Annotated in this window: 24 protein-coding genes and 1 pseudogene; 15 read left to right on the forward strand and 10 right to left on the reverse strand. The window is 66.1% G+C overall.

The annotated features are described in order from the left end of the window. From IPU70_RS32800 to IPU70_RS16700, 15 genes and pseudogenes are all read left to right on the forward strand, one after another. Window positions 1-178: pseudogene (locus tag IPU70_RS32800) on the forward strand (ATP synthase subunit I); the annotation flags it as partial. A gap of 82 nt (window positions 179-260) precedes the next feature. Continuing rightward, window positions 261-1,142: a F0F1 ATP synthase subunit A gene (gene atpB, locus IPU70_RS16635; RefSeq protein ID WP_013391128.1), complete on the forward strand. Its 882-nt coding sequence runs from the start codon at window positions 261-263 to the stop codon at window positions 1,140-1,142. A gap of 118 nt (window positions 1,143-1,260) precedes the next feature. After that, window positions 1,261-1,503 (forward strand): F0F1 ATP synthase subunit C, encoded by a 243-nt coding sequence (atpE, locus tag IPU70_RS16640; protein ID WP_003815363.1) that lies wholly within the window; start codon window positions 1,261-1,263, stop codon window positions 1,501-1,503. A 144-nt stretch (window positions 1,504-1,647) separates the two neighbouring features. Further along, complete coding sequence (locus IPU70_RS16645) at window positions 1,648-2,118, forward strand: F0F1 ATP synthase subunit B (RefSeq protein ID WP_013391129.1); 471 nt, start codon at window positions 1,648-1,650, stop codon at window positions 2,116-2,118. A gap of 12 nt (window positions 2,119-2,130) precedes the next feature. Further along, window positions 2,131-2,670 carry a F0F1 ATP synthase subunit delta gene (locus IPU70_RS16650; RefSeq protein WP_013391130.1) on the forward strand — a complete coding sequence of 180 codons (540 nt, stop codon included), beginning with the start codon at window positions 2,131-2,133 and terminating at the stop codon, window positions 2,668-2,670. 28 nt (window positions 2,671-2,698) lie between these two features. Beyond that, entirely contained in the window at window positions 2,699-4,240 is a 1,542-nt protein-coding gene (gene atpA / locus IPU70_RS16655) for a F0F1 ATP synthase subunit alpha (RefSeq protein ID WP_013391131.1), read from the forward strand. A 98-nt stretch (window positions 4,241-4,338) separates the two neighbouring features. Next, the gene (gene atpG / locus IPU70_RS16660) at window positions 4,339-5,244 is read left to right on the forward strand and encodes a F0F1 ATP synthase subunit gamma (protein ID WP_013391132.1); all 906 of its coding nucleotides are present in this window, start codon (window positions 4,339-4,341) and stop codon (window positions 5,242-5,244) included. 43 nt (window positions 5,245-5,287) lie between these two features. Continuing rightward, window positions 5,288-6,688, forward strand: a complete 1,401-nt coding sequence (gene atpD / locus IPU70_RS16665) for a F0F1 ATP synthase subunit beta (RefSeq protein WP_013391133.1) — start codon at window positions 5,288-5,290, stop codon at window positions 6,686-6,688. 9 nt (window positions 6,689-6,697) lie between these two features. Beyond that, complete coding sequence (locus IPU70_RS16670) at window positions 6,698-7,123, forward strand: F0F1 ATP synthase subunit epsilon (RefSeq protein ID WP_013391134.1); 426 nt, start codon at window positions 6,698-6,700, stop codon at window positions 7,121-7,123. A 188-nt stretch (window positions 7,124-7,311) separates the two neighbouring features. Continuing rightward, window positions 7,312-8,178 carry a hypothetical protein gene (locus IPU70_RS16675; protein WP_371818969.1) on the forward strand — a complete coding sequence of 289 codons (867 nt, stop codon included), beginning with the start codon at window positions 7,312-7,314 and terminating at the stop codon, window positions 8,176-8,178. A 177-nt stretch (window positions 8,179-8,355) separates the two neighbouring features. Beyond that, the gene (gene hemE / locus IPU70_RS16680) at window positions 8,356-9,429 is read left to right on the forward strand and encodes a uroporphyrinogen decarboxylase (protein ID WP_207468766.1); all 1,074 of its coding nucleotides are present in this window, start codon (window positions 8,356-8,358) and stop codon (window positions 9,427-9,429) included. Window positions 9,430-9,733: 304 nt separating this feature from the next. Then, window positions 9,734-11,821, forward strand: coding sequence for a primosomal protein N' (locus tag IPU70_RS16685; protein WP_207468769.1), 2,088 nt, complete (start codon window positions 9,734-9,736; stop codon window positions 11,819-11,821). 207 nt (window positions 11,822-12,028) lie between these two features. Continuing rightward, a complete protein-coding gene (locus IPU70_RS16690) occupies window positions 12,029-14,092 on the forward strand; it encodes a UvrD-helicase domain-containing protein (protein WP_207468771.1) in 2,064 nt (687 codons plus the stop codon). Window positions 14,093-14,193: 101 nt separating this feature from the next. Continuing rightward, the gene (locus IPU70_RS16695; RefSeq protein ID WP_013391139.1) at window positions 14,194-15,048 is read left to right on the forward strand and encodes a class II glutamine amidotransferase; all 855 of its coding nucleotides are present in this window, start codon (window positions 14,194-14,196) and stop codon (window positions 15,046-15,048) included. Between the two features lie 136 nt (window positions 15,049-15,184). Beyond that, window positions 15,185-15,805, forward strand: coding sequence for a hypothetical protein (locus IPU70_RS16700; protein WP_207468773.1), 621 nt, complete (start codon window positions 15,185-15,187; stop codon window positions 15,803-15,805). A 25-nt stretch (window positions 15,806-15,830) separates the two neighbouring features. Here the strand turns inward: IPU70_RS16700 and dapD are convergent, their stop codons facing one another. From dapD to IPU70_RS16750, 10 genes are all read right to left on the reverse strand, one after another. After that, window positions 15,831-16,814: a 2,3,4,5-tetrahydropyridine-2,6-dicarboxylate N-succinyltransferase gene (gene dapD / locus IPU70_RS16705; protein ID WP_207468775.1), complete on the reverse strand. Its 984-nt coding sequence runs from the start codon at window positions 16,812-16,814 to the stop codon at window positions 15,831-15,833. A gap of 80 nt (window positions 16,815-16,894) precedes the next feature. Further along, window positions 16,895-17,893, reverse strand: a complete 999-nt coding sequence (locus IPU70_RS16710; RefSeq protein WP_242702546.1) for an autotransporter outer membrane beta-barrel domain-containing protein — start codon at window positions 17,891-17,893, stop codon at window positions 16,895-16,897. Window positions 17,894-17,900: 7 nt separating this feature from the next. Continuing rightward, a complete protein-coding gene (locus IPU70_RS16715; RefSeq protein ID WP_207468777.1) occupies window positions 17,901-19,031 on the reverse strand; it encodes a M20 family metallopeptidase in 1,131 nt (376 codons plus the stop codon). A 39-nt stretch (window positions 19,032-19,070) separates the two neighbouring features. Continuing rightward, on the reverse strand, window positions 19,071-19,976 hold the full coding sequence (locus IPU70_RS16720; RefSeq protein WP_207468778.1) for a prolyl oligopeptidase family serine peptidase: 906 nt from the start codon (window positions 19,974-19,976) through the stop codon (window positions 19,071-19,073). Further along, window positions 19,976-20,986 carry an ABC transporter ATP-binding protein gene (locus IPU70_RS16725; RefSeq protein WP_207468779.1) on the reverse strand — a complete coding sequence of 337 codons (1,011 nt, stop codon included), beginning with the start codon at window positions 20,984-20,986 and terminating at the stop codon, window positions 19,976-19,978. Before IPU70_RS16725 ends, IPU70_RS16720 begins: the two co-directional genes overlap by 1 nt. Continuing rightward, window positions 20,983-21,966: an ABC transporter ATP-binding protein gene (locus IPU70_RS16730; RefSeq protein WP_207468780.1), complete on the reverse strand. Its 984-nt coding sequence runs from the start codon at window positions 21,964-21,966 to the stop codon at window positions 20,983-20,985. Before IPU70_RS16730 ends, IPU70_RS16725 begins: the two co-directional genes overlap by 4 nt. After that, entirely contained in the window at window positions 21,963-22,883 is a 921-nt protein-coding gene (locus tag IPU70_RS16735; protein ID WP_207468781.1) for an ABC transporter permease, read from the reverse strand. The genes IPU70_RS16730 and IPU70_RS16735 overlap by 4 nt, the downstream gene beginning before the upstream one ends. A 6-nt stretch (window positions 22,884-22,889) precedes the next feature. Next, window positions 22,890-23,867: an ABC transporter permease gene (locus tag IPU70_RS16740; protein WP_013391148.1), complete on the reverse strand. Its 978-nt coding sequence runs from the start codon at window positions 23,865-23,867 to the stop codon at window positions 22,890-22,892. A gap of 49 nt (window positions 23,868-23,916) precedes the next feature. Beyond that, the gene (locus IPU70_RS16745; RefSeq protein WP_207468782.1) at window positions 23,917-25,548 is read right to left on the reverse strand and encodes an ABC transporter substrate-binding protein; all 1,632 of its coding nucleotides are present in this window, start codon (window positions 25,546-25,548) and stop codon (window positions 23,917-23,919) included. Between the two features lie 68 nt (window positions 25,549-25,616). Further along, entirely contained in the window at window positions 25,617-26,588 is a 972-nt protein-coding gene (locus IPU70_RS16750; RefSeq protein WP_207468784.1) for a succinylglutamate desuccinylase/aspartoacylase family protein, read from the reverse strand. Window positions 26,589-26,737: the final 149 nt, after the last annotated feature.

Genomic DNA, 26,737 nt, shown 5'->3' on the forward strand with positions numbered 1-26,737 from the left:
GTCCAGTCCCTTTACCTTTCTCTCTGGTGAGTTGATCAAGTTGTTCGCAACGGCGCTGCTGTTGTGGCTGCTTTCGCGTGTGGCGCAGGACAGCCTCGTATGGCCTGCCGCGTTGCTCGGTCTGATACTCACATTGAAGGGCTATCTCCTGCTCTTGATGTTCCGCAAGTTGTCATAGCGCCGAGCAGGTTTGCGGCAAACGAAATCGTGGAATCGTCCGGTTCGCAAGGGCCGGGCACAGCAAATAGGGTAGGATTCAAATGGCTGCTGCCAGCGACGTGTCGCCTCAGTCCGCGTATATTCAGCACCACCTGGTGCATCTGAACAATACCGGTGAGAAACAGAGCGCTATCGCTCAGTTCGACATCATCAATTACGACTCGTTGTTCTGGTCCGGCCTGATGGGTCTGATCGTCATTTTCTTCCTCTGGCGCGCTGCGCGCCGCGCCACCAATGGCGTGCCGGGCCGTTTCCAGGCCTTCGTGGAAATGATCGTCGACATGGTCGACGACCAGGCCAAGGGCATCGTCCACAACGCCAAGAGCCGTCTCTTCATCGCCCCGCTGGCGCTCACCGTGTTCCTCTGGATCATCCTGATGAACGCGCTGGACCTGCTGCCCGTCGATCTGCTGCCCTCCATCTGGCGCCTGACCGGCCTGGGTGCCGAGCACGGCGACCCGCTCTACTACCACCGCATTCTGCCGACCGCCGACCTGAACGTGCCGATGGGCATGTCGCTGGGCGTGCTGCTGCTGATGTTCTACTACGGCATCAAGATCAAGCACCCGGGCGGCTTCGTCAAGGAACTGTTCACCGCGCCGTTCCACGCGCACGGCATCGGCGCCATCGTGCTGGCTCCGTTCAACCTGCTGCTGAACCTGATCGAATACGCCGCCAAGTCCGTCTCGCTGGGCATGCGGTTGTTCGGCAACATGTTCGCCGGCGAACTGATTTTCATGCTGATCGCCCTGCTGGGCGGCGCCTGGACCGGCTTCAACGGCGCCAGCATCGGCTTGGGCATCGGTCACATCCTGGCCGGTTCCATCTGGGCGATCTTCCACATCCTGATCGTCCTGCTGCAGGCCTTCATCTTCATGATGCTGACGCTGGTGTACCTCGGCCAGGCTCACGAAGGCCACTGATCCCCCGAATTTCCCGTGCTGGCCACCCGGCCAGCACGGGATAGCAAGATTATCTTGCATTGAGCAGTACCCCTTATTTTTCAATTTTTGACTTCAGATTTCTAACCAAGGAGTTGTCATGACCAACGTCGCTTTCGTTGCCCTCGCATGCGGTCTTATCATCGGTCTGGGCGCTATCGGCGCTTGCATCGGCATCGCACTGATGGGCGGCAAGTATCTGGAAGCCTCGGCTCGTCAGCCTGAACTGATGAACGCTCTGCAAACGAAGATGTTCCTGCTGGCTGGCCTGATCGACGCGGCATTCCTGATCGGCGTGGGTATCGCCATGCTGTTCGCCTTCGCCAACCCGTTCGTCGGCTAAGGCACCGCCCGCCGGCGAAAAGGCGGGTCATGACGCTGGCGGCGATGCGGGTGCAAGCTCCGTCGCCGCCTAGCAAAGTATCGAGTGCTCCGTGACGCCCCTTTCCGGGTGCGGTCGGAGCCGCAAGGTGTTAAAGGAACGACCGTGAATCTGAACGCGACGATCATTTTCCAGATGCTCGTGTTCTTCGTTCTGGGCTGGTTCACGATGAAATTCGTGTGGCCCCCCCTGACGAAGGCGATGGACGAGCGCCGCCAGAAAATCGCCGACGGCCTGGCCGCCGCCGAGAAGGGCAAAGCCGATCTGGCTCAAGCCCAGGCGCGCGTCAGTCTGATCGAGGCTTCTGCCAAGTCCGAAAACCACGCCCGCATCATCGAGGCCGAGAAGCAAGCCGCCTCCCTGATCGAGCAGGCCCGCCGTGAAGCGGAAGCCGAGCGCGCCCGCATCGTGGCGCAGGCTGCCCAGGATGCCGCGCAGGAAGTCCAGCGCGCCCGCGACCTGCTGCGCGACGATGTCGCTGCGCTGGCCGTCAAGGGTGCTGAACAGATCCTTAAGCGCGAGGTTGACGCCCGCGCACACGCCGAGCTGCTCAACCAGCTCCGCGCGCAGCTTTAATCCGGGACCGTCATGGCTGAACTTTCCACTGTTGCCCGGCCCTACGCTGAAGCGCTCTTCAGCGCGGCGCGCGACGACCGCGCCGGCTTGCCGGCCTGGTCCGACCTGGTCAGCGAACTGGCTCAGGTCGCCTCCAACCCCGACGTGCGCGAGGCCATGGCCGACCCGCGTCTGGGCGACAAGCAGCGCGTCGAGCTGTTCTCCGGCCTGGTAAAGGCCGAACTGCCTCAAGCCGCCCGCAATTTCATCGAGCTGCTGGTCGAAAACGACCGGTTGCTGCTGCTGCCCGACATCGCCGCGCAATTCGCGGTGCTGCGGAATCGTCACGACGGCACGGCGCAGGCGGAAATCACCAGCGCGTTCGAACTGAGCGATGCCCAGGTCAAAGAACTGGTTACCGCCCTCGAACAAAAATTTGGCCTCAAGCTCAAGCCCAGCGTCACCGTTGATCCGTCGCTGATCGGCGGCGTGCGCGTGGCCGTCGGTGACCAGGTGCTCGATACTTCCGTACAAGCCCAATTGGCCCGCATGCGCGATCAGCTCGCCGCTTAAGGCAACTAACAGGATTCCAGGAGTCAATATGCAACTCAATCCCTCCGAGATCAGCGAACTGCTCAAGAGCCGCATCGAGGGCCTGGGCGCTTCGGCTGATGTCCGTACTCAGGGCACCGTCGTGTCCGTGACCGACGGTATTACCCGCATCCACGGCTTGTCCGACGTGATGCAGGGCGAAATGCTCGAATTCCCCAACAACGTTTTCGGTCTGGCGCTCAACCTCGAGCGTGATTCCGTCGGCGCCGTTATTCTCGGCGACTACACCGGCGTTTCCGAAGGCGACCAGGTCAAGACGACCGGCCGCATTCTGGAAGTTCCGGTCGGTCCCGAACTGAAAGGCCGCGTGGTCAACACGCTGGGCGAGCCGATCGACGGCAAGGGCCCGGTCAACGCCAAGGCCACCGACATCATCGAAAAAGTGGCGCCTGGCGTTATCGCCCGCCGCTCGGTGTCGCAGCCGCTGCAAACCGGCATCAAGGCTATCGACTCGATGGTGCCGATCGGCCGCGGCCAGCGCGAACTGATCATTGGCGACCGTCAGACCGGCAAGACCGCCGTCGCTGTCGACACCATCATCAGCCAGAAGGGCAAGGGCGTCACCTGCGTGTACGTCGCTATCGGCCAGAAGGCTTCCACGATCAACAACGTGGTCCGCAAGCTGGAAGAGCACGGCGCGATGGAATACACCATCGTCGTGGCCGCTTCGGCCTCCGACTCGGCCGCCATGCAGTACTTGGCCGCCTACGCCGGCTGCACGATGGGCGAATACTTCCGCGATCGCGGCGAAGACGCCCTGATCGTCTATGACGACCTGACCAAGCAAGCCTGGGCCTATCGCCAGGTCTCGCTGCTGCTGCGCCGTCCGCCGGGCCGCGAAGCCTACCCGGGCGACGTGTTCTACCTGCACTCGCGCCTGCTGGAACGCGCTGCCCGCGTCAACGAAGAGTACGTCGAGAAGTTCACCAACGGCGCCGTCAAGGGCCAGACCGGCTCGCTGACCGCGCTGCCGATCATCGAAACCCAGGCAGGCGACGTGTCGGCCTTCGTTCCGACCAACGTGATCTCGATCACCGACGGCCAGATCTTCCTGGAAACCGACCTGTTCAACGCCGGTGTCCGCCCCGCCATCAACGCCGGTATCTCGGTGTCGCGTGTGGGTGGCGCTGCTCAGACCAAGGTCGTCAAGAAGCTGTCCGGCGGTATCCGTACCGACTTGGCGCAGTACCGTGAACTGGCCGCCTTCGCGCAGTTCGCTTCCGACCTGGACGACGCGACCCGTCGCCAGCTGGAACGCGGCAAGCGCGTGGTGGAACTGCTCAAGCAGCCGCAATACCAGCCGCTGCAAGTGTGGGAACTGGCCGTCACGCTGTACACGGTCAACAACGGCTACCTGGATGAAGTGGACGTGGCCCAAGTGCTGTCGTTCGAGAAGTCGCTGAAGGATCAACTGAAGGCCAAGCATGCGGCCCTGATCCAGCGCATCGAAGACACCAAGGAACTGTCCAAGGATGACGAGGCCGAACTGGCCGCCGCCATCCAGGAATTCAAGAAGCACGGTGCTTTTTAAGAAAGTGATGGGTTAGGCGTCCGCGACGCCTCACCCATCCTTCCCGGATGGATGAGGCGCCAGCGGAACCCATCGGCCAGTCTTCACAGGAAAGCGCAATGCCCGGAATTAAGGAAATCCGAACCAAGATCAAGAGCGTGCAAAACACGCGCAAGATCACCAAGGCGATGGAAATGGTCGCCGCATCCAAAATGCGCAAGGCGCAGGAGCGGATGCGTGCAGGCCGTCCGTACGCCACCAAGGTGCGCGAGATTGCTGCGCACCTGATGCAGGCCAACCCCGAATACAGCCACCCGTACCTGGTCGAACGCGAAATCAAAGCGGTCGGCGTGGTCATGGTGACGACCGACAAGGGTTTGTGCGGCGGCTTGAACACCAACATCACCCGCGTGACGTTGGGCAAGCTGAAAGAGTTCGAGAAGAACGGCATCGCCGTGCAAGCGACCGCTTTCGGCAACAAGGGCGTGGGCGTGCTGACGCGCATCGGCGCCAAACTGGTTTCCCAGGAAGTGCAACTGGGCGACAAGCCGCAACTCGACCGCCTGCTGGGCGCGATCAAGGTGCAGCTGGACGCCTACCTGGAAGGCCGCATCGACGCGCTGTACGTGGCTTCGACCCGCTTCGTCAACACGATGAAGCAGGAGCCGCTGTTCCTGCGTCTGCTGCCCCTGGCCAGCGGTTTGGATGATCCGTACCAGATGGGTGCCGAGAAGCTGGCCAAGACCTCGGAAGTGAAGTCGGACTACAGCTGGGATTACATCTACGAACCCGACGCCCGTAGCGTGATCGACGACCTGCTGCAGCGTTACGTTGAAGGCCTGCTGTACCAAGCCGTGGCCGAGAACATGGCTTCGGAGCAGTCGGCCCGGATGGTCGCCATGAAGGCGGCGTCGGACAACGCCAAGAAGGTCATCGGCGATCTGCAACTGGTCTACAACAAGACCCGTCAGGCCGCGATCACCAAAGAAATTTCGGAAATCGTAGGGGGCGCTGCCGCCGTTTGAGGCAGGCAGCATCCCGTCACAAGCTATCAAGCAAGGAATCGACATGAGCAACGGAACCATCGTTCAGTGCATCGGCGCCGTGGTGGATATTCAGTTCCCCCGCGATCACATGCCCAAGATTTACGAAGCGCTTACTCTGGCCGACGAGGGTTCCTCGTTCGCCGAAAAGGGTCTGACGCTGGAAGTGCAGCAACAGCTGGGCGACGGCGTGGTGCGTACCATTGCGCTGGGCTCCAGCGACGGCCTGCGCCGCGGCATGAAGGTCACGGGCACGGGCGCCCCGATCTCGGTGCCCGTCGGCACCGGCACGCTGGGCCGCATCATGGACGTGCTGGGTCGTCCCATCGACGAAGCCGGCCCCATTCAGCACGAAGAAAAGCGCGGCATTCACCAGCCGGCTCCCCGTTTCGACGAACTGTCGCCGTCGGTGGAACTGCTGGAAACCGGCATCAAGGTTATTGACCTGGTTTGCCCGTTCGCCAAGGGCGGCAAGGTCGGCCTGTTCGGCGGCGCCGGCGTGGGCAAGACCGTCAACATGATGGAACTGATCAACAACATCGCCAAGCAGCACAGCGGCTTGTCGGTGTTCGCCGGCGTGGGTGAGCGTACCCGCGAAGGCAACGACTTCTACCATGAAATGGAAGAGTCGAACGTTCTGGACAAGGTTGCGATGGTGTTCGGTCAGATGAACGAACCCCCCGGCAACCGTCTGCGCGTGGCGCTGACCGGCCTGACCATGGCCGAGAAGTTCCGCGACGAAGGCCGCGACATCCTGTTCTTCGTGGACAACATCTACCGCTACACCCTGGCCGGTACGGAAGTGTCCGCACTGCTGGGCCGCATGCCGTCGGCGGTGGGTTACCAGCCCACGCTGGCCGAAGAAATGGGCAAGCTGCAAGAGCGCATCACGTCGACCAAGACCGGCTCGATCACCTCGATCCAGGCCGTGTACGTCCCTGCGGACGACTTGACCGACCCGTCGCCTGCCACGACCTTCCAGCATTTGGACTCGACCGTCGTGCTGTCGCGTGACATCGCCGCCCTGGGTATCTACCCGGCCGTGGACCCGCTGGATTCGTCCAGCCGCCAGCTCGACCCGCAAGTCGTGGGCGAAGAGCACTACGCCGTTGCCCGTGGCGTGCAGCAAACGCTGCAGCGCTACAAGGAACTGCGCGACATCATCGCGATTCTGGGCATGGACGAACTGTCGCCGGAAGACAAGCAGGCCGTGGCCCGCGCTCGCAAGATCCAGCGCTTCCTGTCGCAGCCGTTCCACGTTGCTGAAGTGTTTACCGGTTCGCCCGGCAAGTACGTTCCGCTGGCCGAAACCATCCGTGGTTTCAAGATGATCGTGAACGGCGAGTGCGATGCGCTGCCGGAACAGGCCTTCTACATGGTCGGCTCGATCGACGAGGCCTTCGAGAAGGCCAAGAAACTGCAATAAGGAACCGATATGGCTACCCTGCATGTGGATGTCGTCAGCGCAGAGGAAGCGATCTTCTCCGGTGAGGCGAAGTTCGTGGTGCTGCCTGGCGAAGCGGGTGAACTGGGCATTCTGCCCGGCCACACCCCGCTGATTTCGCGCATACGCCCCGGGACGGTCAAGATCGTTCGTGCCGACCAAGGCGAGGAAAACATCTTCGTCGCCGGGGGCATTCTGGAAGTGCAGCCGGGCAGCGTGACGGTTCTGGCCGACACGGCTATCCGTGCCGCCGACCTGGACGAAGCCCGCGCCCTGGAAGCGCGCCAGAAGGCCGAACAGGCCCTGGCGAACGCCAAGGACAAGGCGGACATCGCCGTGGTCGAAGCCGAACTCGCCATGCTGGCTGCGCAAGCCATCGCGGCGCGCAAGCTGCGCCAAGGCGGCCGTTCGCACTAAGCGGCGACGCAGTACCCCGGGGTTTGCCCCGGATTTGAAGAAAGCGGCCTCTGGGCCGCTTTTTTCATGTCCGGGCCAAGGCTGCGGCATTCGCCTTTGTGCGAGCCGCAATGCGATCACTACGAATAGCTGGCTGGCGGCTGCAACAGTAGCCTTCAGTTTTGCCTAGTGAAGCGTAGGGGGAAAGCGTGCGAGAAGTCCTGGATTGCGGGGTTCTGCTGGCGCCGGGCCACGAAGGGGCGATGCGCGATCTGGTTGCGCAGCACCCGGCCAGGCAGATGCGCGTGCGGCTGCACCTGGTATCGCTGACTCCGCTGCGGTATGCCGCCGCCGGCGCCGCGTCCCGCGATACGGCGGCGGATGCGGCGGCCGGCGCCGAGCCTGAAGCCCAGATCCCGGAAGCGGACGTGCAGTCGCTGGCACGCTTGGCGGTAGCGCTAAGGCGCTATGACTGCTGCATCCTGCCGGTCGCGCCGTCTTCGCTAGCCTGGACGCGCATGGCCTTGCAGCAGGCGGGCACCTTGTTGACGACCCCGTTGCTATTGCTGATCTCGAATGTGAAGGCGCCCGCCATCGAAGATCTGCTGAGCCTGGGCGCGTTGGATTTCGAGACGCAGCCCGCCTGCCGGGAGAGCCTGCGGGTGCGGCTCGGTCACCTGGCCCGTGCCGCGCAGGGGCGCGGCACGGCGCGGGTAGAGATCCGTGAGCCGGCGACGATGTACCGCGAGGCGCGGCCTCAGGCAGGCGCGGGCGGATTGCAGCGTCCCTCGGCCTTGCGCGCCCGGGTGTCGTCCGATCTGGTCGAGCACGCCCTGTCCGGCCCGCGCCATCAACACCCACGGCCCGCGCACGAATCCTTCCGGATCGCGAAGGCGCGGGTGGTGGACGGCTTCGAGCGCGACTACATCCGGCTTGCGCTGTCGCGCCATGGCGGCAACGTGGCGCAGGCGGCGCGCGCCTGCTGCAAGCACCGGCGGGCCTTCTGGGCGCTGATGCGCAAGCACGGCATCGAGGCGGCGCCGTACCGGCAGGCCGCGCAGGAGCAGGGCGCCTGAAGCGGCCTTGCGGCCGGTGGGGCCGCAGCTCCGCCGGTTGCGGCATCCAGGGTCGGCGCCGCGTTGTCCCGGGCGGAAAGCGTCGTGCTTGCGCGCCGGCAAGCACGGGCCAGCGGCTGGCCGGGATTTGTCAGCCAGGGGAAGTAAAATCACGGCTTCCGATCATCGAGGATAGTCGTGTCTGCTTCCGTACTGAAGAACGATGTGTTCTTGCGCTCGCTGTTGCGCGAGCCCGTGCCCTACACCCCGATCTGGCTGATGCGCCAGGCCGGCCGCTACTTGCCCGAGTACCGCCAGACGCGGGCCCGTGCGGGTTCCTTCATGGGCCTCGCGCAGAATCCGGAGTACGCCTCGGAAGTCACGCTGCAGCCGCTGGAGCGTTTCGACCTGGATGCTGCCATCCTGTTCTCGGACATCCTGACGGTGCCGCACGCCATGGGCCTGGGCCTGGATTTCGCCGAAGGCGAGGGGCCGCGCTTCGCGCGTCCGGTGCGTACCGAGGAAGACGTGGCGCGCCTGGAAGTGCCGGACATGGACAAGCTGCGCTATGTCTTCGACGCCGTGCGCACGATCCGCCGCGATCTGGACGGCAAGGTGCCGCTGATCGGCTTTGCCGGCAGCCCCTGGACCATCGCCTGCTACATGGTGGAAGGCCAGGGCAGCGATGACTACCGCCTGATCAAGACCATGCTGTACGCGCGTCCCGACCTGCTGCACCGCATACTTGAGATCAACGCCGAAGCCACCTTGCAGTACCTGAACGCGCAGATCGACGCGGGCGCGCAAGCCGTGATGCTGTTCGACAGCTGGGGCGGCGTGCTGGCCGACGGCCTGTTCCAGCAGTTCTCGCTGGCCTACACCCGCAAGGTCGTGGCCGGTTTGACTCGCGAACGCGAAGGCCGCCGCGTGCCGGCCATCGTCTTCACCAAGGGCGGCGGCCAATGGCTGGAGCAGATCGCCGCTTGCGGCGCCGACGCCGTGGGCCTGGACTGGACGGTGGATCTGGCCGCCGCGCGGCGACGTACCGGGGACTCGGTGGCGTTCCAGGGCAATCTGGACCCCATGGCCTTGTTTGGCGGCGGGCCCGCCATCCGCGCCGAGGCGCGGCGCGTGCTGGATGCCTTCGGACCGGTGGGCAAGGGCGGCCACGTGTTCAATCTGGGGCACGGCATTTCGCGCTTTACTCCGCCAGAAGCCGTAGCCGAATTGGTTGATGAAGTCCACCAGCACAGCCGTTCGCTGCGAGGGTAAGTGAGTGGACGCTTCGGTCTAAAGGGCCGGAGCAGGAGGGCCCCCGGGGGCACTTGTGCACAGCAAGATTGCTCTCGGGGAAAACCCTTTAGATGCTAGTTTACAATCTCGGAAGCTATCGTAAGTCATTGCTTTAAATGGCAAATTGATGGTTTTCAAGAAGATTTCGCAAGTTTGCGCAATCTTGTCAAATTCCAATTTCCGATGTTGCTCCAGCCTTTTCCCCAAAGTTATCCACAGGCAGGGAACGGAGCGCGCCGCCATCATCCGGGATCATCCTTTTACATGCTCCGTCCTAGCCCCCATGTCTGAAGTGCTGCCGAACACGACCCCCGCGGTCTGCTGGGTGCGCGTGGCGCTGGACGTGCCTTTGCCCGGCCCGTTCGATTACCGCAGCGAAGCGCCGGTGACGGTCGGCCTGCGGGTCATCGTGCCGTTCGGCCGCCGCAAACTGATCGGCGTGGTCGTGGACAACCCGGCCGAGCCGTCCTTCGACCCCAAGCAGATCCGGCCGATCGAAGAGGTGCTGGACGACTTGCCGCCGTTCGATGAGGACTGGCTGCGCCTGGCCCGGTTTGCCGCGGACTACTATCAGCGGCCACTGGGCGAGGTGATGCTGCCGACCTTGCCGCCGCCGCTGCGCAAGCCCACGGCTTATCAGGGCAAGCGCTCGGCCGGCGGACCGGTGGCGCGGCTGGACGGGCGCAAGCGTAAGGCTGCGCGCGCGCCGGCCCAGGCCGATCAGCCGCCGGAACTCAATGACGCCCAACGCGAGGCGGTGGACACCATAGGCGCGCTGAACGGCTTCAAGCCCGTGCTGCTGCACGGCGTGACGGGCAGCGGCAAGACCGAGGTCTACCTGCGGGCGGCCGAGAAGGTTCTGGCGGCAGGACGCCAGGTGCTGCTGATGGTGCCCGAAATCAATCTGACGCCGCAGCTGGAAAGCGCGCTGCGCGCGCGTCTGGAGGCGCTGGTCGGACCGGACGGCCTGGCGGTCATGCATAGCGGCCTGTCCGACGGCGAACGCCTGCAGGCCTGGGCCCGCGCCCAGCGCGGCGAGGCGCGCATGCTGCTGGGCACGCGCATGTCGGTGTTCGCGCCGCTGGGCCAGTTGGGCCTGATCGTGGTGGACGAGGAGCACGACGCGTCCTACAAGCAGCAGGACGGCCTGCGCTATTCGGCGCGCGATCTGGCGGTGTGGCGCGCCCATGACCTGGGCATCCCGGTGGTGCTGGGATCGGCCACGCCGTCGCTGGAGACCTGGCAGCACGCGGAGCGCGGCCGCTATCTGCGCCTGACCCTGCCGGGCCGGGCGCGCGCCAGCAGCCTGCCGTCCATGCGGCTGGTCGACACGCGCCGCTTGCAACTGAAGCATGGCATGTCGCCGCAGCTGCTGGACGCCCTTGCGCAGCGGCTGGAGCGCAAGGAGCAGTCGCTCATCTTCCTGAACCGGCGCGGCTATTCGCCGGTGCTGCATTGCCAGTCCTGCGCCTGGGTCAGCAATTGCCCGCGTTGCACCGCGTTCACCGTGCTGCATCGCACCGATGGCCGCGGCCACCGCCTGCAATGCCATCACTGCGGCTATCAGGCCCCGGTGCCGCGCGCTTGTCCCGAATGCGGCGACCAGGACCTGGCGCCCATGGGGCGCGGCACGCAGCGCGTCGAAGAACACCTGGCGGAATTGTTTCCCGAAGCCCGCATCCTGCGCATTGACGCCGACAGCACGCGCAAGAAGGGCAGCGCCGAGGCGCTGTTCGCCTCGGTGCACGCAGGCGAGGTGGACATCCTGGTGGGCACGCAGATGGTGGCCAAGGGCCACGATTTCGCGCGCCTCGGACTGGTGGGCGTGCTGAATGCGGACTCGATGCTGTTCGCGCACGACTTCCGCGCGCCGGAGCGCCTGTTTGCGCAACTGATGCAGGTGGCGGGCCGGGCCGGCCGCCACCAGGGCAACGGCGAAGTGCTGATACAGACCGGCTACCCCGAGCAGCCGGTCTACCAGGCGCTGCTGCGGCACGACTACGCGGGCTTCGCCCGCCATGCCCTGCACGAGCGCGAAAGTACCGGCCTGCCGCCTTTCGTCTACCAGGCGCTCTTGACCGCCGAGGCGCGCGAACTGAAGGTAGCCCAGGAGTTCCTGGAGCGGGCGCGAAGCTTGCCGGAAGGGGAGTGGGCGGCCGACTTCCCGGGCCTGGACGCGATCATGCTGTACGACCCGGTGCCGTTGCGGGTGGTGCGCGTGGCCAATATCGAGCGCGCGCAGCTACTGGCGGAAAGCAGCAGCCGCCCGGCTTTGCAGGCTTTCCTGGCGTCCTGGTCGCACCACCTGCCGTACCTCGCCAACGAGGCGCGCGTGCGCTGGCAACTGGAAGTCGATCCGCTGGAAATCTGATCGCTTGCGGCAAGGGCCGATGCGCCGCCGATCCGATTGTTCTATGATCTTTCTCCTCTATCGCGCCGGCGCGGCAGGCCCGCTGCGGCGGCCGCGCCGTCCCCTTTTTCTCGCGTGTTACCGGCCCGCTGACGGGCGGCCGCAAGCCCCGTGCTTGCCGGCCGCATCTTCAATGCGGCCGCCGCGAAGCATGATCACCTGACTCAAATGTCCGCCAGCGAACCTATAGCCCAAGGCATGAACCCCGCTCAACGCGAAGCGGTGCTGTACCTGGACGGCCCCTGCCTGGTGCTGGCCGGCGCCGGCAGCGGCAAGACCCGCGTGATCACGCAGAAGATCGCGTACCTGCTGCGCGAGTGCGGCTACATGGGCCGCAACGTGGTGGCGCTGACCTTCACCAACAAGGCCGCGCGCGAGATGGACGAGCGCGTCAAGACCTTGGTGGACCGCAAGCTGTCCAAGGGCCTGATCATCAGCACCTTCCATTCGCTGGGCGTGAAGATGCTGCGCGAGGAAGCGCGCAACGCGGGCCTGAAGCCCACGTTTTCGATTCTGGACGCCGACGATGCCATGGCCATCATCCAGGAATTGCTGAACACCACCGACAAGGGCCGGTTGCGCCACGTGCAGGGCATCATCTCGCTGTGGAAGAACGGGCTGATGGAGCCGGACGACGCCGCGCGCGAGGCCATCACGCCGGCCGACGTGGAAGCGGCCAACGTCTACCGCAGCTACGCCGCCACGCTGGCCGCCTACCAGGCGGTGGACTTCGACGACCTGATCCGCATCCCGGCGCTGCTGCTGGCCAACAATGAAGAAGTACGCACGCGCTGGCAGAACCGCGTGCGCTACCTGCTGGTGGACGAATACCAGGACACCAACGTCTGCCAGTACCGCCTGGTGCAGTTGCTGACGGGCTCGCGCGCCATGTTCACGGCGGTGGGCGACGACGACCAGGCGATCTACGCCTGGCGCGGCGCCACCATCGAGAACCTGGCCAAGCTCACCACCGACTACCCCAACATCAAGCTCATCAAGCTGGAGCAGAACTACCGTTCGGTGCAGCGCATCCTGGCGGCGGCGAACCAGGTGATTGAAAAGAACCCCAAGCTGTTCGACAAGAAGCTCTGGTCCGAGCTGGGCGTGGGCGAGCCCATCCTGGTGTCGGCCATGGACGGCGAGGAACAGGAGGCGGAATCCATCGCCATGAAGGTGTCGGCCTCGCGCTTCGAGCGCCAGGCGCAATGGAAGGACTTCGCCATCCTGTACCGCAGCAACCATCAGTCGCGCATCCTGGAGCAGGCGCTGCGCAACCTGAAGATTCCGTACACGATCTCGGGCGGCCAGAGCTTTTTCGACAAGACCGAAGTGCGCGATGTGCTGGCCTATCTGCGCATCCTGGCCAATGACGAAGACGACCCGGCCTTCATCCGCGCGGCCACCACGCCCAAGCGCGGCATCGGCCAGGCCACCTTGCAGACGCTGGGCCAGTACGCCGCCAGCCGCGAGCTGTCGCTGCTGGCGGCCGTGGCCGAGACCGGTCTGGAAAGCCAGTTGGCGCCGCGTCAGCTGGAGCCGCTGCGCACCTTCACCGAGTTCATCCGCCGCATGCAGTGGCGCGCCGGGCGCGGCGCGGCCTCGGGCAAGGACGCCGCGCCCGCCGAACCCGCGGGCGTGCTGCTGGACGATCTGCTGGAGGCCATCCAGTACGAGCGTTATCTGTACGAGCTGTTCGAGGAACGGCCCGCGCAGACGCGCTGGCAGAACGTGCTGGAGCTGACCGGCTGGCTCAAGCGCAAGGCCGAAGAGGACAACATGACGCTCTTCGACCTGGTGCAGCACGTGGCGCTGGTCACCATGCTGGAGCGTGGCGAGGAAGAAGAACCGGACGCGGTGAAGATGTCCACGCTGCACGCGTCCAAGGGCCTGGAGTATCCGCACGTGTATCTGGCGGGCGTGGAAGAAGGCCTGCTGCCTCACCTGGGCAAGGACGACGAGGTCGGCGATCCGGCGCGCGCGGCCGAGAACCTGGCCTCGCGCATCCAGGAGGAACGCCGCCTGATGTACGTGGGCATCACGCGCGCGCAGCGCAGCCTGAACCTGAGCTGGTGCAAGCGCCGGCGCCGGGCGCGCGAGGACCTGGTGCGCGAGCCTTCGCGCTTCATCGAGGAAATGGGCCTGGGCGACGTGCGCGTGCAGGAAGACGAGGCCACCGCCGCGATGAACCCCAAGGAACGCATGGCCATGCTCAAGGCGCTGCTGAAGAAATAGGGCGGGGCGGCAGCTTGTGGAAAGCCGAGGCCTGCTCCTACACTGGACTGCGCCCGCCCCGCGGTCCGGGGCGGCAACCCCGCGGATCGAAGGAGCGCGCCATGTGTCGCTGGCTGGCTTATACCGGTAGTCCCATACAGATGGAGAGCGTGCTGTTCAAGGCCAAGCACTCCCTGATCGACCAGAGCCTGCACTCGCGGCTGGGCGCCACCACCACCAATGGCGATGGCTTCGGCCTGGGCTGGTACAGCCGCCAGCGCGAAGGCCAACCGCTGGAGCCGCCCTTCCGCTACCGCAGCGTCCATCCGGCCTGGAACGACCGCAATCTGCGCGAAGCGGCGCGCGCGATCCACGCGCCGCTGTTCGTGGCGCATATCCGCGCCGCCACCGACACGCCCGCGCAGGAAACCAACTGCCATCCGTTCCGCCACGGCCAATGGCTGTTCGTGCACAACGGCGTCATCCGCGACTATCCGCTGCTCCGGCGCGACCTGATGCTGATGATCGCACCCGCGTATTTCGGCTCGCTGGAAGGGTCGACGGATTCCGAGGTGATGTTCCTGCTGGCGCTCAGCTTCGGCCTGGACGAAGACCCGCTGACGGCGCTGGCCCGCATGGTGGGCGCGGTGGAAGAGACGGGCAGGCGGCATGGCGTGGCGCAGCCCATCAACATGACGGTCTGCGCGCTGGACGGCCAGCGCCTGATCGCGGTGCGCTATTCCAGCGAGGCGGACTCGCGCACGCTGTTCCACAACACCTGCGTGCGCCATTTGCGTCAGCTGTATCCCGACAACCCGCAGATCGCGGCGCTGGACGATGACGCCTTCCTGCTGCTGTCGGAACCTTTGACAGAAATGCCCGGCGCCTGGGAGGAAGTGCCCGAATCCACCGCCATCATCGCGGGCGGCGGCACGGTGGCGCACTATCGGTTCGCGCCGGTGCCGCCGGGGGCGTGACAACGGCCGGGCGGGCCGGAGTGCCTGGAAAACGGGGTCATCAAGCACGTATCTCCTATATAAGGGAGAATACGGATCGCATGACTTTGCGACGTCCTGGGCCGCGAAAGCACCCTAATTCCAATAAGGAAGTTGCATGACCGATAGCAAAACCCCGCAAGCCTCTGTCGCGCTGGCGGTGTTTAACCACACGGGGAGCACCCCGGATTGTTTTGAACTGCACGAGCACGGCGTTGTCTGCCGGCAAGGCGACGTGCGCATCTACACCGCCTTCGCGGACATCCAGGACCTGTTCCTGTTCGCCTCCGGGCCGGACGCCGGCCCTGGCCCGATCAATCATTTTGCCTACCGCACCGGTTCGACGCAGCCTTGGACCCTGGTGCCCGCCGAGGTCGGCGAATTCAATAAGCTGATGGACGCGTTCCGCGCGCGCTACGTGGCGCAGCGCCTGCCCGTGCTGGAAGAGAAGATCGCGGACGGCGCGCGAGTCGCGTTCCGCTACGTCCAGAGCGGCAATTTCCCGGACCTGCAGACGCAGGAGCTGGCTTTGTCGGCCGAGGGCCTGCATATCGGCGGCGCTACATGGCCGTACGAATCGCTCAAGCGCATCGACCTGAACCAATGGACCGAAACGATCAGCCTGCAGGACGAAAACGGCAAGACCGTGTTTTCGTGCCTGGCCACGGACGTGCTGAGTTCGGACCTGTTTGTGAACCTGGTCTACGACCAGTTGGGCCGGACGGCGGAATACGCCTGAGCAAGGCCGCTTGCGCGGCGCCCGGTCAATGCCCCGTATGCAGATCGGGGTTCAGGGTGCCCCAGGCGGCGGTGCGCACCAGGCACTCCACGGCGCCGGTCTGCGAGTTGCGGCGGAACAGCAGGCCGTGCTGGCCCGCCAGCGAGGTGGCCTTCACCACCGCGCCTTCCGGCGTCAACACGCGCGTACCTGCGGTGATGTAGCAGCCGGCCTCCACCACGCAGTCGTCGCCCAGCGAAATGCCTATGCCCGAGTTGGCACCCAGCAGGCAGCGCTTGCCGATGGACACCACCTGTTTGCCGCCGCCTGACATGGTGCCCATGATGGACGCGCCGCCACCGATATCGCTGCCGTCATCGACGATGACGCCCGCGCTGATGCGGCCTTCGACCATGGACGCGCCCAGCGTGCCGGCGTTGAAATTGCAGAAACCTTCATGCAGCACCGTGGTGCCGGGCGACAGATGCGCGCCCAGCCGCACGCGCGCGGTGTCGGCGATGCGCACGCCGGCGGGCATCACGTAATCGGTCATGCGGGGGATCTTGTCCACGCCGCGGATCTCCAGGATCTGTCCCGAGGCGCGCAAGTGCCAGCGCAGCGTGTCCACCTGGTCTACCGCGCAGGGCCCGGCCGAGGTCCAGGCGACGTTGGCCAGCACATTGAACAGGCCATCGAGATTGGCGTCGTGCGGACGGATCAGCCGGTGGCTGAGCAGGTGCAGGCGCAGGTAGGCGTCGTGCGCGTCGACCGGCGGTTCGTCCAGCGACGCGATCGCGGTGCGTACCGCGACGATGTCCACCTTGCGGCGGGTGTCGCGGATCAGGGCGGTGGGCACGTGTTCGCCCAGCGCGGCGCGGGCTTCCTCGGGCGACAGGTGGCGGGTGCCGGTGGCCGGCGAGTTGTCGGCCAGCGAGGGGCGCGGATACCAGGTGTCCAGGATGGCGCCGTCGGCGGCCAGCGTGGCGACGCCATAGGCGATGGCGCTGAGGGGCGTGGGGGAATCGGCCATGATGAAAGAGAAAATGCGCAGTCTGAGTGCGTAATTCTAAGACGAAAGGGACGGATGGCGGGGGTGCCGGGCCGCAGTTTTCAGAGACTGCCGAAGGCCCAGCGCAAGCTGAGCGAGCCCGTGTGTTCGCGGTTGCCGCCACCATACTGGCCACCGTAGGCCAGGCCGATGACGGCCGAGCGCGACACGGCGACTTCCAGGCCCAGGCCCGCCAGCGCCGCGGACCGGGCGATGGGCGCGCCGGCCACGGTCAGCACGCTGCCGCCGTCCAGGACCAGGGTCGTTTCCGGCTGCACGTCGCCGAAGGCCCGGCGCCAGCCCAGCGTCGCATGCAGCCGGCCCATGGTGGGGCCGAGCGCGAAGCCGGTCTGGCCGCGCAGGCCCAGTGTGGTCGTGGTTTGCCGGATGCGTCCCGCGTCGGCCGAGAGCGCGGTGGAACCGCCCGACTCGCTGAAGCTGCGGGTGCGCACGTTGCGCACGGCCACGCCTGCGAATGGCTCAAGAGTGGCGCCTGGCGATAGCGCCAGCTCGTAGCCGAGCTCCGAGAAGACCTGTGCGGTGTAGGCGCTGAAGTCGGCGGTCAGTGTCTGGCGGGGAATCCCGGGCATCTCGAAATGCCGGCGGGTGTCGATGTCGTGCCAGGAATAGGAAGCGGCCGCCAGCAGGTTCAGCTTGCCGGGGCCGGCGCTGAACGACTTCTTGCCGTAGGCTCCGGCGGTATAGCTGTAGACGTCCAGCCGCGCATCGGCAGCGTCGATGCGCACGCGGCTGCGGGTGGCGCCCAGCGCCCCGCCCAGGCGCCAGCCGGCGCCCGCATTGAATTCGCCGCCGCCATACACGCCGGTGGTGCGTTGTTTGATGCGGGCTACATTGGCGCCGCCTTCCAGCGTCTGCCAATTGTCGACGGCGACCAGCCAGCCCGGCTGGGCCGGTGCGGGGCTGGTCGGCCGGTTAGCAAGCAGGTCGCCGGCCGGTTCGGCCTGCCCGGCAGTTGCGTGCGCCGCGCCCGCCGCAAACACGGCATGCGCGGCGAACGCCCGCGCCAGCAACTGCCGGCGGACGGCTATCGGTGGCGGCAAGGGCTGCTTACGCCAGTTCTTTCAACAGCAGTTCCCAGAATTTCATGCGCTGTTCCAGCGTAGAGACCAGGATGTGCTCGTTCAAGGTGTGCGCGCCGTCGCCGTCGGCGCCCAGGCCGTCCAGCGTGGGGATGCCCATGGCGGACGTGAAGTTGGCGTCGCTGCCGCCGCCCGTCATGGGCGCGTCTTCCAGCAGGAAGCCGGCGCGTTCGGCGTAGCCCTGCACCAGCGCCAGAAGGTCGGCGGCGGCTTCGGTCTTCACCATCGGCGGGCGGTTCAGTTCCACGTCGATGTCCAGTTCGACGTCCGGACCCACGGCGCACAGCTCGCGCATGCGGCGCAGCACGTCTTCGGCGGCGCCCATGTCGGGCACGCGGAAGTCGACCACGCAGCGGCACAGCGCCGGCACGGTGTTGGTCACGGTGCCGCCGGCGATGGTGCCGACGCTGACGGTGATGCCGCGCTCGTAGTCGGTCATGGCTTCCAGCGCCAGCACTTGGTGAGCCATTTCGCGGATGGCGCTGCGGCCCTTCTCATGCTGCATGCCGGCGTGGGCCGGGCGGCCCTTGACGTTCAGGTTCAGCATGCCGGTGCCCTTGCGGGCCGTGACGCACTTGCCGCCATTGGGGCGGGCCGGTTCGCAGACCAGCGCGTATTTGGCGTTGGCGGCGAAGCGTTCGATGTGCGCGCGCGAGGCGTGGCTGCCGGTTTCTTCGTCGGGCACCACCAGGAAGTCCACCGGCAGCTGGGTCGCGCCGGGGCGCGCCAGGCCGGACAGCGCGGTCAGCGCCAGGTAGATGCCGGCCTTCATGTCATAGCCGCCCGGGCCGTAGAGACGGTCGCCTTCGATGCGCACGGGGTTTTCGAGCAGCGTGCCCACCGGATGCACCGTGTCCATGTGCGCCAGGATCAGGATGCCGGGGCGCGTGTCGCCGGGGGCGCGGTTGGTCGCGTACAGCAGCGGACCCGTGGTCGGGCCCAGCGACGACAGTTCGACCGTCAGGCCGGCGGCGGCGGCGTAGTCGGCGATGATGCGCGCCATGGCGGCAATGCCTTCGGGAAAGTTCGAAGGCGACTCGCATTGCAGCCAGCTCTTGATGCCGGCGACGATCTGTTCAGTGCTCTGGGTGTTGGACATGGCGGTAACGGATATCTGCAACGAAGAAAATGGGAGCGTTCAGGCGACCTGCTGGCCGGCCAGGCGGGCCAGCTCGGCGTCGTCGGGCATCTTGCCGTCGAACCAGAGGCTGGCGCACACGGCCGACATGGCGCGGCCGTCATGGCCGATGCCGGGCACGACCTGCAGCGTCCAGCCGAACGGCACGCCGCGGCGCTCGGCTTCCTTGCGGCCGAACTCGAAGTAGTTCTGGGCGCGCGCAAAGCGGTGCGGGCCTTGGCGCATGGCGGCGGGCTCGGACGGCAGGTTGGGGTCGTCGGTGGCGATGTCCTGGTCGCCGGCCAGGATGGTCATCGGGTAGGCCAGCAGCTTCACCAGATGGTCTTCCGTCAAGCCGACGCCGTCCATGCCTTCGGGGAAGGGATGGTCGAAGGTGGGCAGCGTGTACCAGCCCGGGTTGCCCGCGGCCACGGCCTTGAAGGGCGCGTGCGACTGGCTGCTCATCAGGCGGTGCACGAACTGGCCGCCGGCGGAGTGGCCGAACAGGTAGATATTCTGGCCGTCAGTGATTTCACCAGCGATCAGGTCCTTGATGACGTTGCCCACCAGCGCGTAGGTCCAGCCGTCGATGTGGCGCGGATTGCCGCCGGCCGAGAACACGCGGCCGTTGTTGTAGCTTTCCACGCCGGGCCAGATCTCGTTGGAGAAGGTCAGCGCCACGATCAGCAGCTTGTGCTTGTCGGCGGCTTCCACCCAGAAATCGCGGTACTCGTCGCCGTTGCGCAGCACGCCGTGCTGCACGATGACCACCGGGCGGTCCGGCGTGTAGCCGTAGGGGCGGTAGGTCTGCAGCTTGAAGGGACGGTCGGAATTGCGGTCCTCGTCCACATACAGGATGGCATTGCGGCCGGCATGGCCGAGCTCGATGGCGATGCGGTCGACGTTGGACATCTCGGAGGGTTTCATCAGGCGTTCGCCTCATTCAGGTGGCAGGCCGACCAGTGGCCCGCGGAGATTTCTTTCAGGACCGGCGCCTGCTCGCGGCAGCGCGGCATGGCGTGGGGGCAACGGGGATTGAAGGTACAGCCCGGCGGCGGATTCAGCGGCGAAGGGATCTCGCCCTTGATCGGCGTGAACTTGCGGCCGCGGCGGCCCACGTCCGGCACTTCGGCCATCAGGGCCTGGGTGTAGGGATGGTTGGCGCGCGCGAAGATCTCGGCCGACGTGGAGATTTCCACGATCTTGCCCAGGTACATGATCGCCACGCGGTCCGAGATGTGCTTGACCACGCCCAGATCGTGGCTGATGAACAGGTAGGTGAAGCCGTGCTGTTCGCGCAGGTCCATGAACAGGTTGATCACCTGCGCCTGGATGGATACGTCCAGCGCGGCCACGGGTTCGTCGCAGACCAGGAATTTCGGCGCCACCATCAGCGCGCGGGCGATGCCGATGCGCTGGCGCTGGCCGCCCGAGATCTGGTGCGGAAAGCGGTCGCGGTATTCAGGGTCCAGGCCGACTTCCTGCAGCGCCTGGTCGATGCGCGCGGGAATCTGCGCGGCCGGCGCCAGCTTGTGGACCTTGAGCGATTCGCCCAGGATCTGGCGCAGGCGCTGGCGCGGATTCAGCGAGGCTTGCGGATCCTGGAAGATCATCTGCACGCCCAGCGTATAGGCCAGCTTGTCGGCGCCGCGCAGGCGGCGGGCTTCCTGGCCCTGGTACAGCAGCTGGCCTTCGGTCTGGCCGTGCAGGCCGGCGACGACGCGGCCCAGCGTGGACTTGCCGCAGCCGGACTCGCCGACCAGGCCGACGACTTCGCCGCGCTTGATGGACAGGTCCACGCCGTTGACCGCGTACACGGTGCGGCGGTCGATGGGACGGCCGGTCAGGGCCAGGATGCGCTGGGCCAGGTCGGGCCGCTGCTCGAAGCGCTTGTGGACGTTCTTGAGCTCGATGACGGGAGTATCGGCTTGGCTCATACCGGCTGGGCCTCGCGGGTAATCGGCACGTAGCAGCGGTAGTTGCGCGCGCCTTCGGTGGTGACGGTGGGGGCTTGTTCGGTGCAGCGCGTGACCGCGCTGGTACAGCGCGGGCGGAACGGACAGCCCGAGGGGCGGCCGGCCAGGCTGGGCGCCATGCCGTTGATCTGGTGCAGGCGCGCGCCCGGTTGGGTGGCGCCGGGCATGGAATCCAGCAAGCCCTTGGTGTAGGGGTGACGGGGCGCGTCCAGCACCTGCTCGACCGGGCCGCTTTCGACGATGCGGCCGGCGTACATCACGGCCACGCGGTCGGCCAGTTCGGCCACCACGCCGAGGTCGTGGGTGATCCAGATGAGCGCCGTGTTGTGCTCGCGGCAGATCTCCTGCATGCGGTAGAGGATCTGGCCCTGGATGGTGACGTCCAGTGCCGTGGTCGGCTCGTCGCAGATGATCAGGTCGGGCTTGTTCAGCATGGCGATCGCGATCGCTACGCGCTGGCGCATGCCGCCCGAGAATTCGTGCGGATAGCTCTTCAGGCGCTTTTCGGGCGAAGGAATGCCGACCATGGCCAGCGCCTCGCGGCAACGTTCTTCGGCCTCGGCGCGCGGCACGTCTTCGTGGGTCAGGATGGCTTCCATCATCTGCTCGCCGATGCGCAGCACCGGATTGAGCGTCATCAGGGGATCCTGGAAGATCATGGCGATGCGGTTGCCGCGCAACTGGCGCATCTGCTCTTCGCTCAGCTTGCGCAGGTCCGTGCCCTTGAACTTCACTTCGCCGTCCACCACTTCGCCGGGTGGATCGATCAGGCCCAGCAGCGAGAAGCCGGTGACGGATTTGCCGGAGCCCGATTCGCCGACCAGGCCGACGATTTCGCCGCGGCGCACGGTCAGGTCGACGCCGTCGACCGCCAGCCAGGCGCCGGCTTCGGTATGGAATGCGGTGCGCAGGCCGCGCACGTCTAAGAGTATTTCGCTCATGCTCGTCGCGGGTCCAGGCTTTCGCGCAGGCGGTCGCCTACGATATTAATAGAGAGGATCAGCACCAGCAGCGCGATGCCCGGGAACAGGCTGATCCAGTAGTCGCCTGACAGCAGGTACTGGAAGCCGTTGGAAATCAGCAGGCCCAGCGAGGGTTCGGTGATGGGCACGCCCACGCCCAGGAACGACAGCGTGGCTTCCAGGGCGATTGCGGTCGCGATCTGGATGGTGGCGAACACCATGACGGGACCCAGGCAGTTGGGCAGCAGATGGAACAACATGATGCGCCAGGCCGGGTAGCCCAAGTTGGCGGCGGCTTCCACGTATTCCTTGCGGCGTTCCTGCAGGGCACGGCTGCGCATGATGCGCGCATAGTGGCCCCATTGCACCAGCACCAGGGCCAGGATCACCTTGTCGACCCCGCGCCCCAGCACCACCAGCAGCACCAGCGCCACCAGGATGGTCGGAAAGCCCAGGATAAAGTCGACGATGCGCATCAGCACCGTGTCGACCACGCCGCCGACATAAGCGGCCACCAGGCCGATGGCGCCGCCCACGGCGGTGGCCAGCACCACGGCGGACAGGCCCACCATCAGGCTGATGCGCAGGCCATACAGGATGGCGCTGAGCATGTCGCGGCCCTGGTCGTCGGTGCCCAGCCAGGCGATGCTGCCGTCCATCAACGCCTGGCGCGGCGCCAGGCGGCCGTCCATCAGCGAAAGATTGGCGAGGTCATAGGGATTCTGCGGCGCGAAGTAGGGCGCGAAGACCACCAGCACGATCAGGATGGCCAGTGCGATCACGGAGCCGCGCAGCGTCGGGCGCGCGTGCAGTTTCTTCAGGATGGAGGCGCGCTGCGGCGTCTCAGCCAGGGGCTGGACGGTGCGGGTGCGGCCGGAATTGGGAGTTTGAGCCATGGCGGATTATTGAGCGGGAGTCACGAGCTGCACGCGCGGGTCGAGCGTGGCGTACAGGATGTCCACAACCAGGTTGATGATCACGAAGATCAGGGTGACCAGCATCACGTAGGCCACCACCACCGGGCGGTCCAGCTGGTAGACGCTATCGATCAGCAGCTTGCCCATGCCGGGCCACGCGAACACGGTTTCGGTGATGGTGGAGTAGGCGATGAGGGTGCCGAATTCCATGCCGATCACGGTGACCACGGGGATCAGGATGTTGCGCAGGATGTGGCGGCGCACGATGCGGCCGGGCTTGACGCCCTTGGCGCGCGCGAACTTCACGTAGTCCTGGCTGCGGGCTTCGACTACGCCGGAGGCGGTCAGGCGCAGCACCAGGGCGATGTTGGCCAGCGCCAGGTTGATGGCCGGCATGATCAGGTGCGACCAGCCGTCAGCCGTGAGGATCGACAGGGGCACGCCCAACACCGTGACCGTATCGCCGCGGCCGGTGGCGGGCAGCCAGCCCAGCCACACCGCGAACAGCAGGATCAGCATCATGCCCTGCCAGAAGTTCGGCAGCGAAAAGCCCAGCACCGAGGACGCCATGATGCCGCGGCCCAGCGGCTGGTCGCGGTACAGGCCCGCGATCAGCCCCAGCGGAATGCCGAACACACAGGTCAGCATGATGGCCACGACCACCAGTTCGAACGTCGCGGGGATGCGCTGCACGATCAGTTCGATGGCGGGGATGCCATGCACGAAGGAGGTGCCCAGGTCGCCGTGCAGCGCGCGCCACAGGAATCCTGTGTATTGCTGCCATACCGGCAGGTCCAGGCCCAGGCGGGCGATCATCGCCTCGCGCGCGGCCTGGCTGGCTTCGGGGCTGACCAGCAGTTCGATCGGATCGCCCACGGCATAGACCGCGAAGAAGACCACGACCGATACGGCCAGCAGCACGAACAGACTCTGTATCAGTCTGCGTAGGATGAACAAGGCCACGAGATGATTTCCTTGGTGGGCTCAGGGGTTGCGGGCGCCGCGTAGGGGCTTACTTGGCGGGCTTGGCCGACATGGCCAGGGTGTACTGGTCGGCGCGGCCTTCGTAGGTCAGTCCCTTGCGGAACGCCCAGATGCTGCTTTCGAAATGCAGGGGAATGCTGGGCAGGTCGGCCAGCGCGAGCGTCAGCGACTCCTGCAGCAGTTTTTCGCGCGCGGCCGGGTCCACGGTGACGAGGGCGCGCTTGAACACGCGGTCGAACTCGGGGTTGTCATAGCCGCCGTAGTTGCTGGTGCCCAGGCCGTGTTCCTTGTCGAACGCGCTGACCCAGTATTGCAGGAAGGACGAGGCCTCGCCGGTTTCCGAGGACCAGCCGCCCATGGCGAAGCTGAATTCACGCTTGGCGCGCTTGGGGAAGTACACCGAGCGCGTCATGGTGTCGACCGTGGTCTTGATGCCAACGCGCGACAGGTATTGCGCCACTGCCTGCGAGATTTGCGCGTCGTTGATATAGCGGTCGTTGGTGGACGAGACCACCAGCTCGAAGCCATCCGGGTAGCCGGCCTCGGCCAGCAGCTTCTTGGCGGCAGCCGGGTCGTACTTGAGTTCGGGCGGGTTGGGCAGGGTGCCGAACATGCCGTCGGGCAGGAACTGGTTGGCCGGAGTGGCTGCGCCGTCCATGATGCGGGCGGCGATGGTCTTGCGGTCGATGGCCAGCGACATGGCGCGGCGCACGCGCGCGTCCTGCAGCGGGTTCTTGCCGTCCGCCGCCTTGACGCCGGGGCTGGGGCTGCGCGCCACGTCGGGCTGGAAGTACACCACGCGCACCGAGGGCGTGATGACGTGGCCGAAGCCCGGCGTTTCCGAAATGCGCTTCACGTCGCGCGCGGCGGGGTTCTCGATCAGGTCGAAGTCGCCGGCCAGGAGGCCGGTCAGGCGCGGGCCGGCGGCCGGCACCGGCACCAGCTTCACGTCCTTCCAGGCCGGCTTGGCGCCCCAGTAGGCGTCGTTGCGGGTCAGCTCGATGGCGGTGCCCTTGACGTAGCTCTTCAGGGTGTAAGCGCCAGTGCCGATCACCGAGCGGCCGGTATTGAAGTCGGCCACCGTGGGCCAGGCGCCCGTGACGCCGCACTTGTTCTTCAGGTCGAAGCTGATCGGGCCGTGTTCGGCGATGCCGTTCCACAGCATGCCCATGCGGGTCAGGTCGTTGGGCAGCAGCGGATAGGGCTGGCGGGTCTTGATCACCAGGGTGTTGCCGTCGCGCACCTGCACGTCGGCGAATTTCTGGACGATGGCCGGGTACGAGCTGCTGATGGACTGCTCGTTGTTGACCACGCGGCAGAACGTGAACAGCACGTCTTGCGGCGTGAAGGGCTGGCCGTTGGAGAACTTGACGCCCTCGCGCAGCGTGAATTCCCAGGTCGTGTCGTCCACCGGCTTCCAGGCCGTGGCCAGACGCGGGATCAGGTTCATCTTGGCGTCCTGCCCCACCAGCGTCTCGAACATGTGCGAGGTCATCGCGTCGTTCGGCGTGGCCTGGTGGTAGTGCGGATCCATGGACGTCGGCTCGGACGACAGGCCGATCCTCAGGGTGCCGGCGGCATCCTGCGCGATGGCCGCGGTGCTACAGGCTGCCATGACGAAGGCCGTGAGCATGCTGCGATAGAGCGTCTGGGCAGACATGGATTTTGTCCCTTTGTTGTATTGGTCTTGTGGTGTGGGCGGCGTCCCTGGCGGGCCGCCGCGGGTCTTCAGGCGATGGGCTGCGCCAGCCGGACGACGGTCACGCCGGGCCGCAGATTGGCGGTGGACGGCATGATCAGCACGCAATCGTCATAGGGCGTGACGACGGGCTCGCCTTCCGACCAGCCGATCAGGGTGCCGGCCGCGGCCAGCGTTTCCAGGCCCTTCCAGGGCTGGGCGAAACGGAAGTCGGCGCTCTTGGCGGCGACCGCATGCGTCACGCGCAGCGCGCGCTGCGCGGACGCCGCAGGGGCGAACCAGTCCGCCGGCAGGTCGTCGCGGTCCACGACGTCCGCTTCCAGCAGGAAGCGCGCCATCTGGTCGACGGCGACGCCGCGCGCCTCGGGGGCGCCATGGAAGCCACATTCGATCAGCAGGGAACGGGTGCCGTTGTTGCCGGCTTCGCCAAAACGGCCGTAGTCGCGCATGCGCACGCCCGCGGCGTGGCCGGCGTCGGCGATGATGGTGGCGGGGTTGCCCAGCGCCAGCGCCAGGTCGATATTGCGCTGTTCCATGCCGGTCAGCTGCAGCGGCACGTCGGAATTGCTCATCGAATGGAAGTCCAGCAGCCAGTCGGCCTGCTCGACCCAGGGCCGCAGCTCGGCGGCGCGGCGCCGTTCCTGGCTGATGGGCACGGCGAGCTTGTCGTCGCTCCAGACGCGGTTCATGTCTTCGTCGACGAAGCGTGCGGGCGCGTAATTGGCGGGGTCGAAGCGGTCGAACGCGGCCAGATTGCAGAAGGCCAGCGTCAGCGCGCCCCGGCGCGGCCGCAGGCCTGCGGCCAGCGCGTCCTTCAAAGCCCAGGCGCCGCAAAGTTCATTGCCATGGATCAGCGCGCTCAGCATGACATGCTTGCCCGGCACGCCCGAATCGAAATGCCAGACCCCGGGGGTGTCCGTATTACCCGTCCGCTCCGCCGACAAGTTCGGACAGGCAAGGAGAAATGGGCGCGGGATGGACGCGGGGGCGGGCGTAGGCATGGGGACTCCGATGAAGCGACGGGATTGTATAGGCGATGGCGCTGGGGTGGCGACTAGCAGCCGGTATGAGCGGGCGCCGCGGCGCGGAGGGCGCTGAAATGGGCTGCTAGCACGGGTTTTCCCTTATATATGGGGCGCGTCAGACGCAC

Source organism: Achromobacter sp. SD115 (genome assembly GCF_017355315.1).
GTDB classification, from domain to species: Bacteria; Pseudomonadota; Gammaproteobacteria; order Burkholderiales; family Burkholderiaceae_B; genus Achromobacter; species Achromobacter xylosoxidans_B.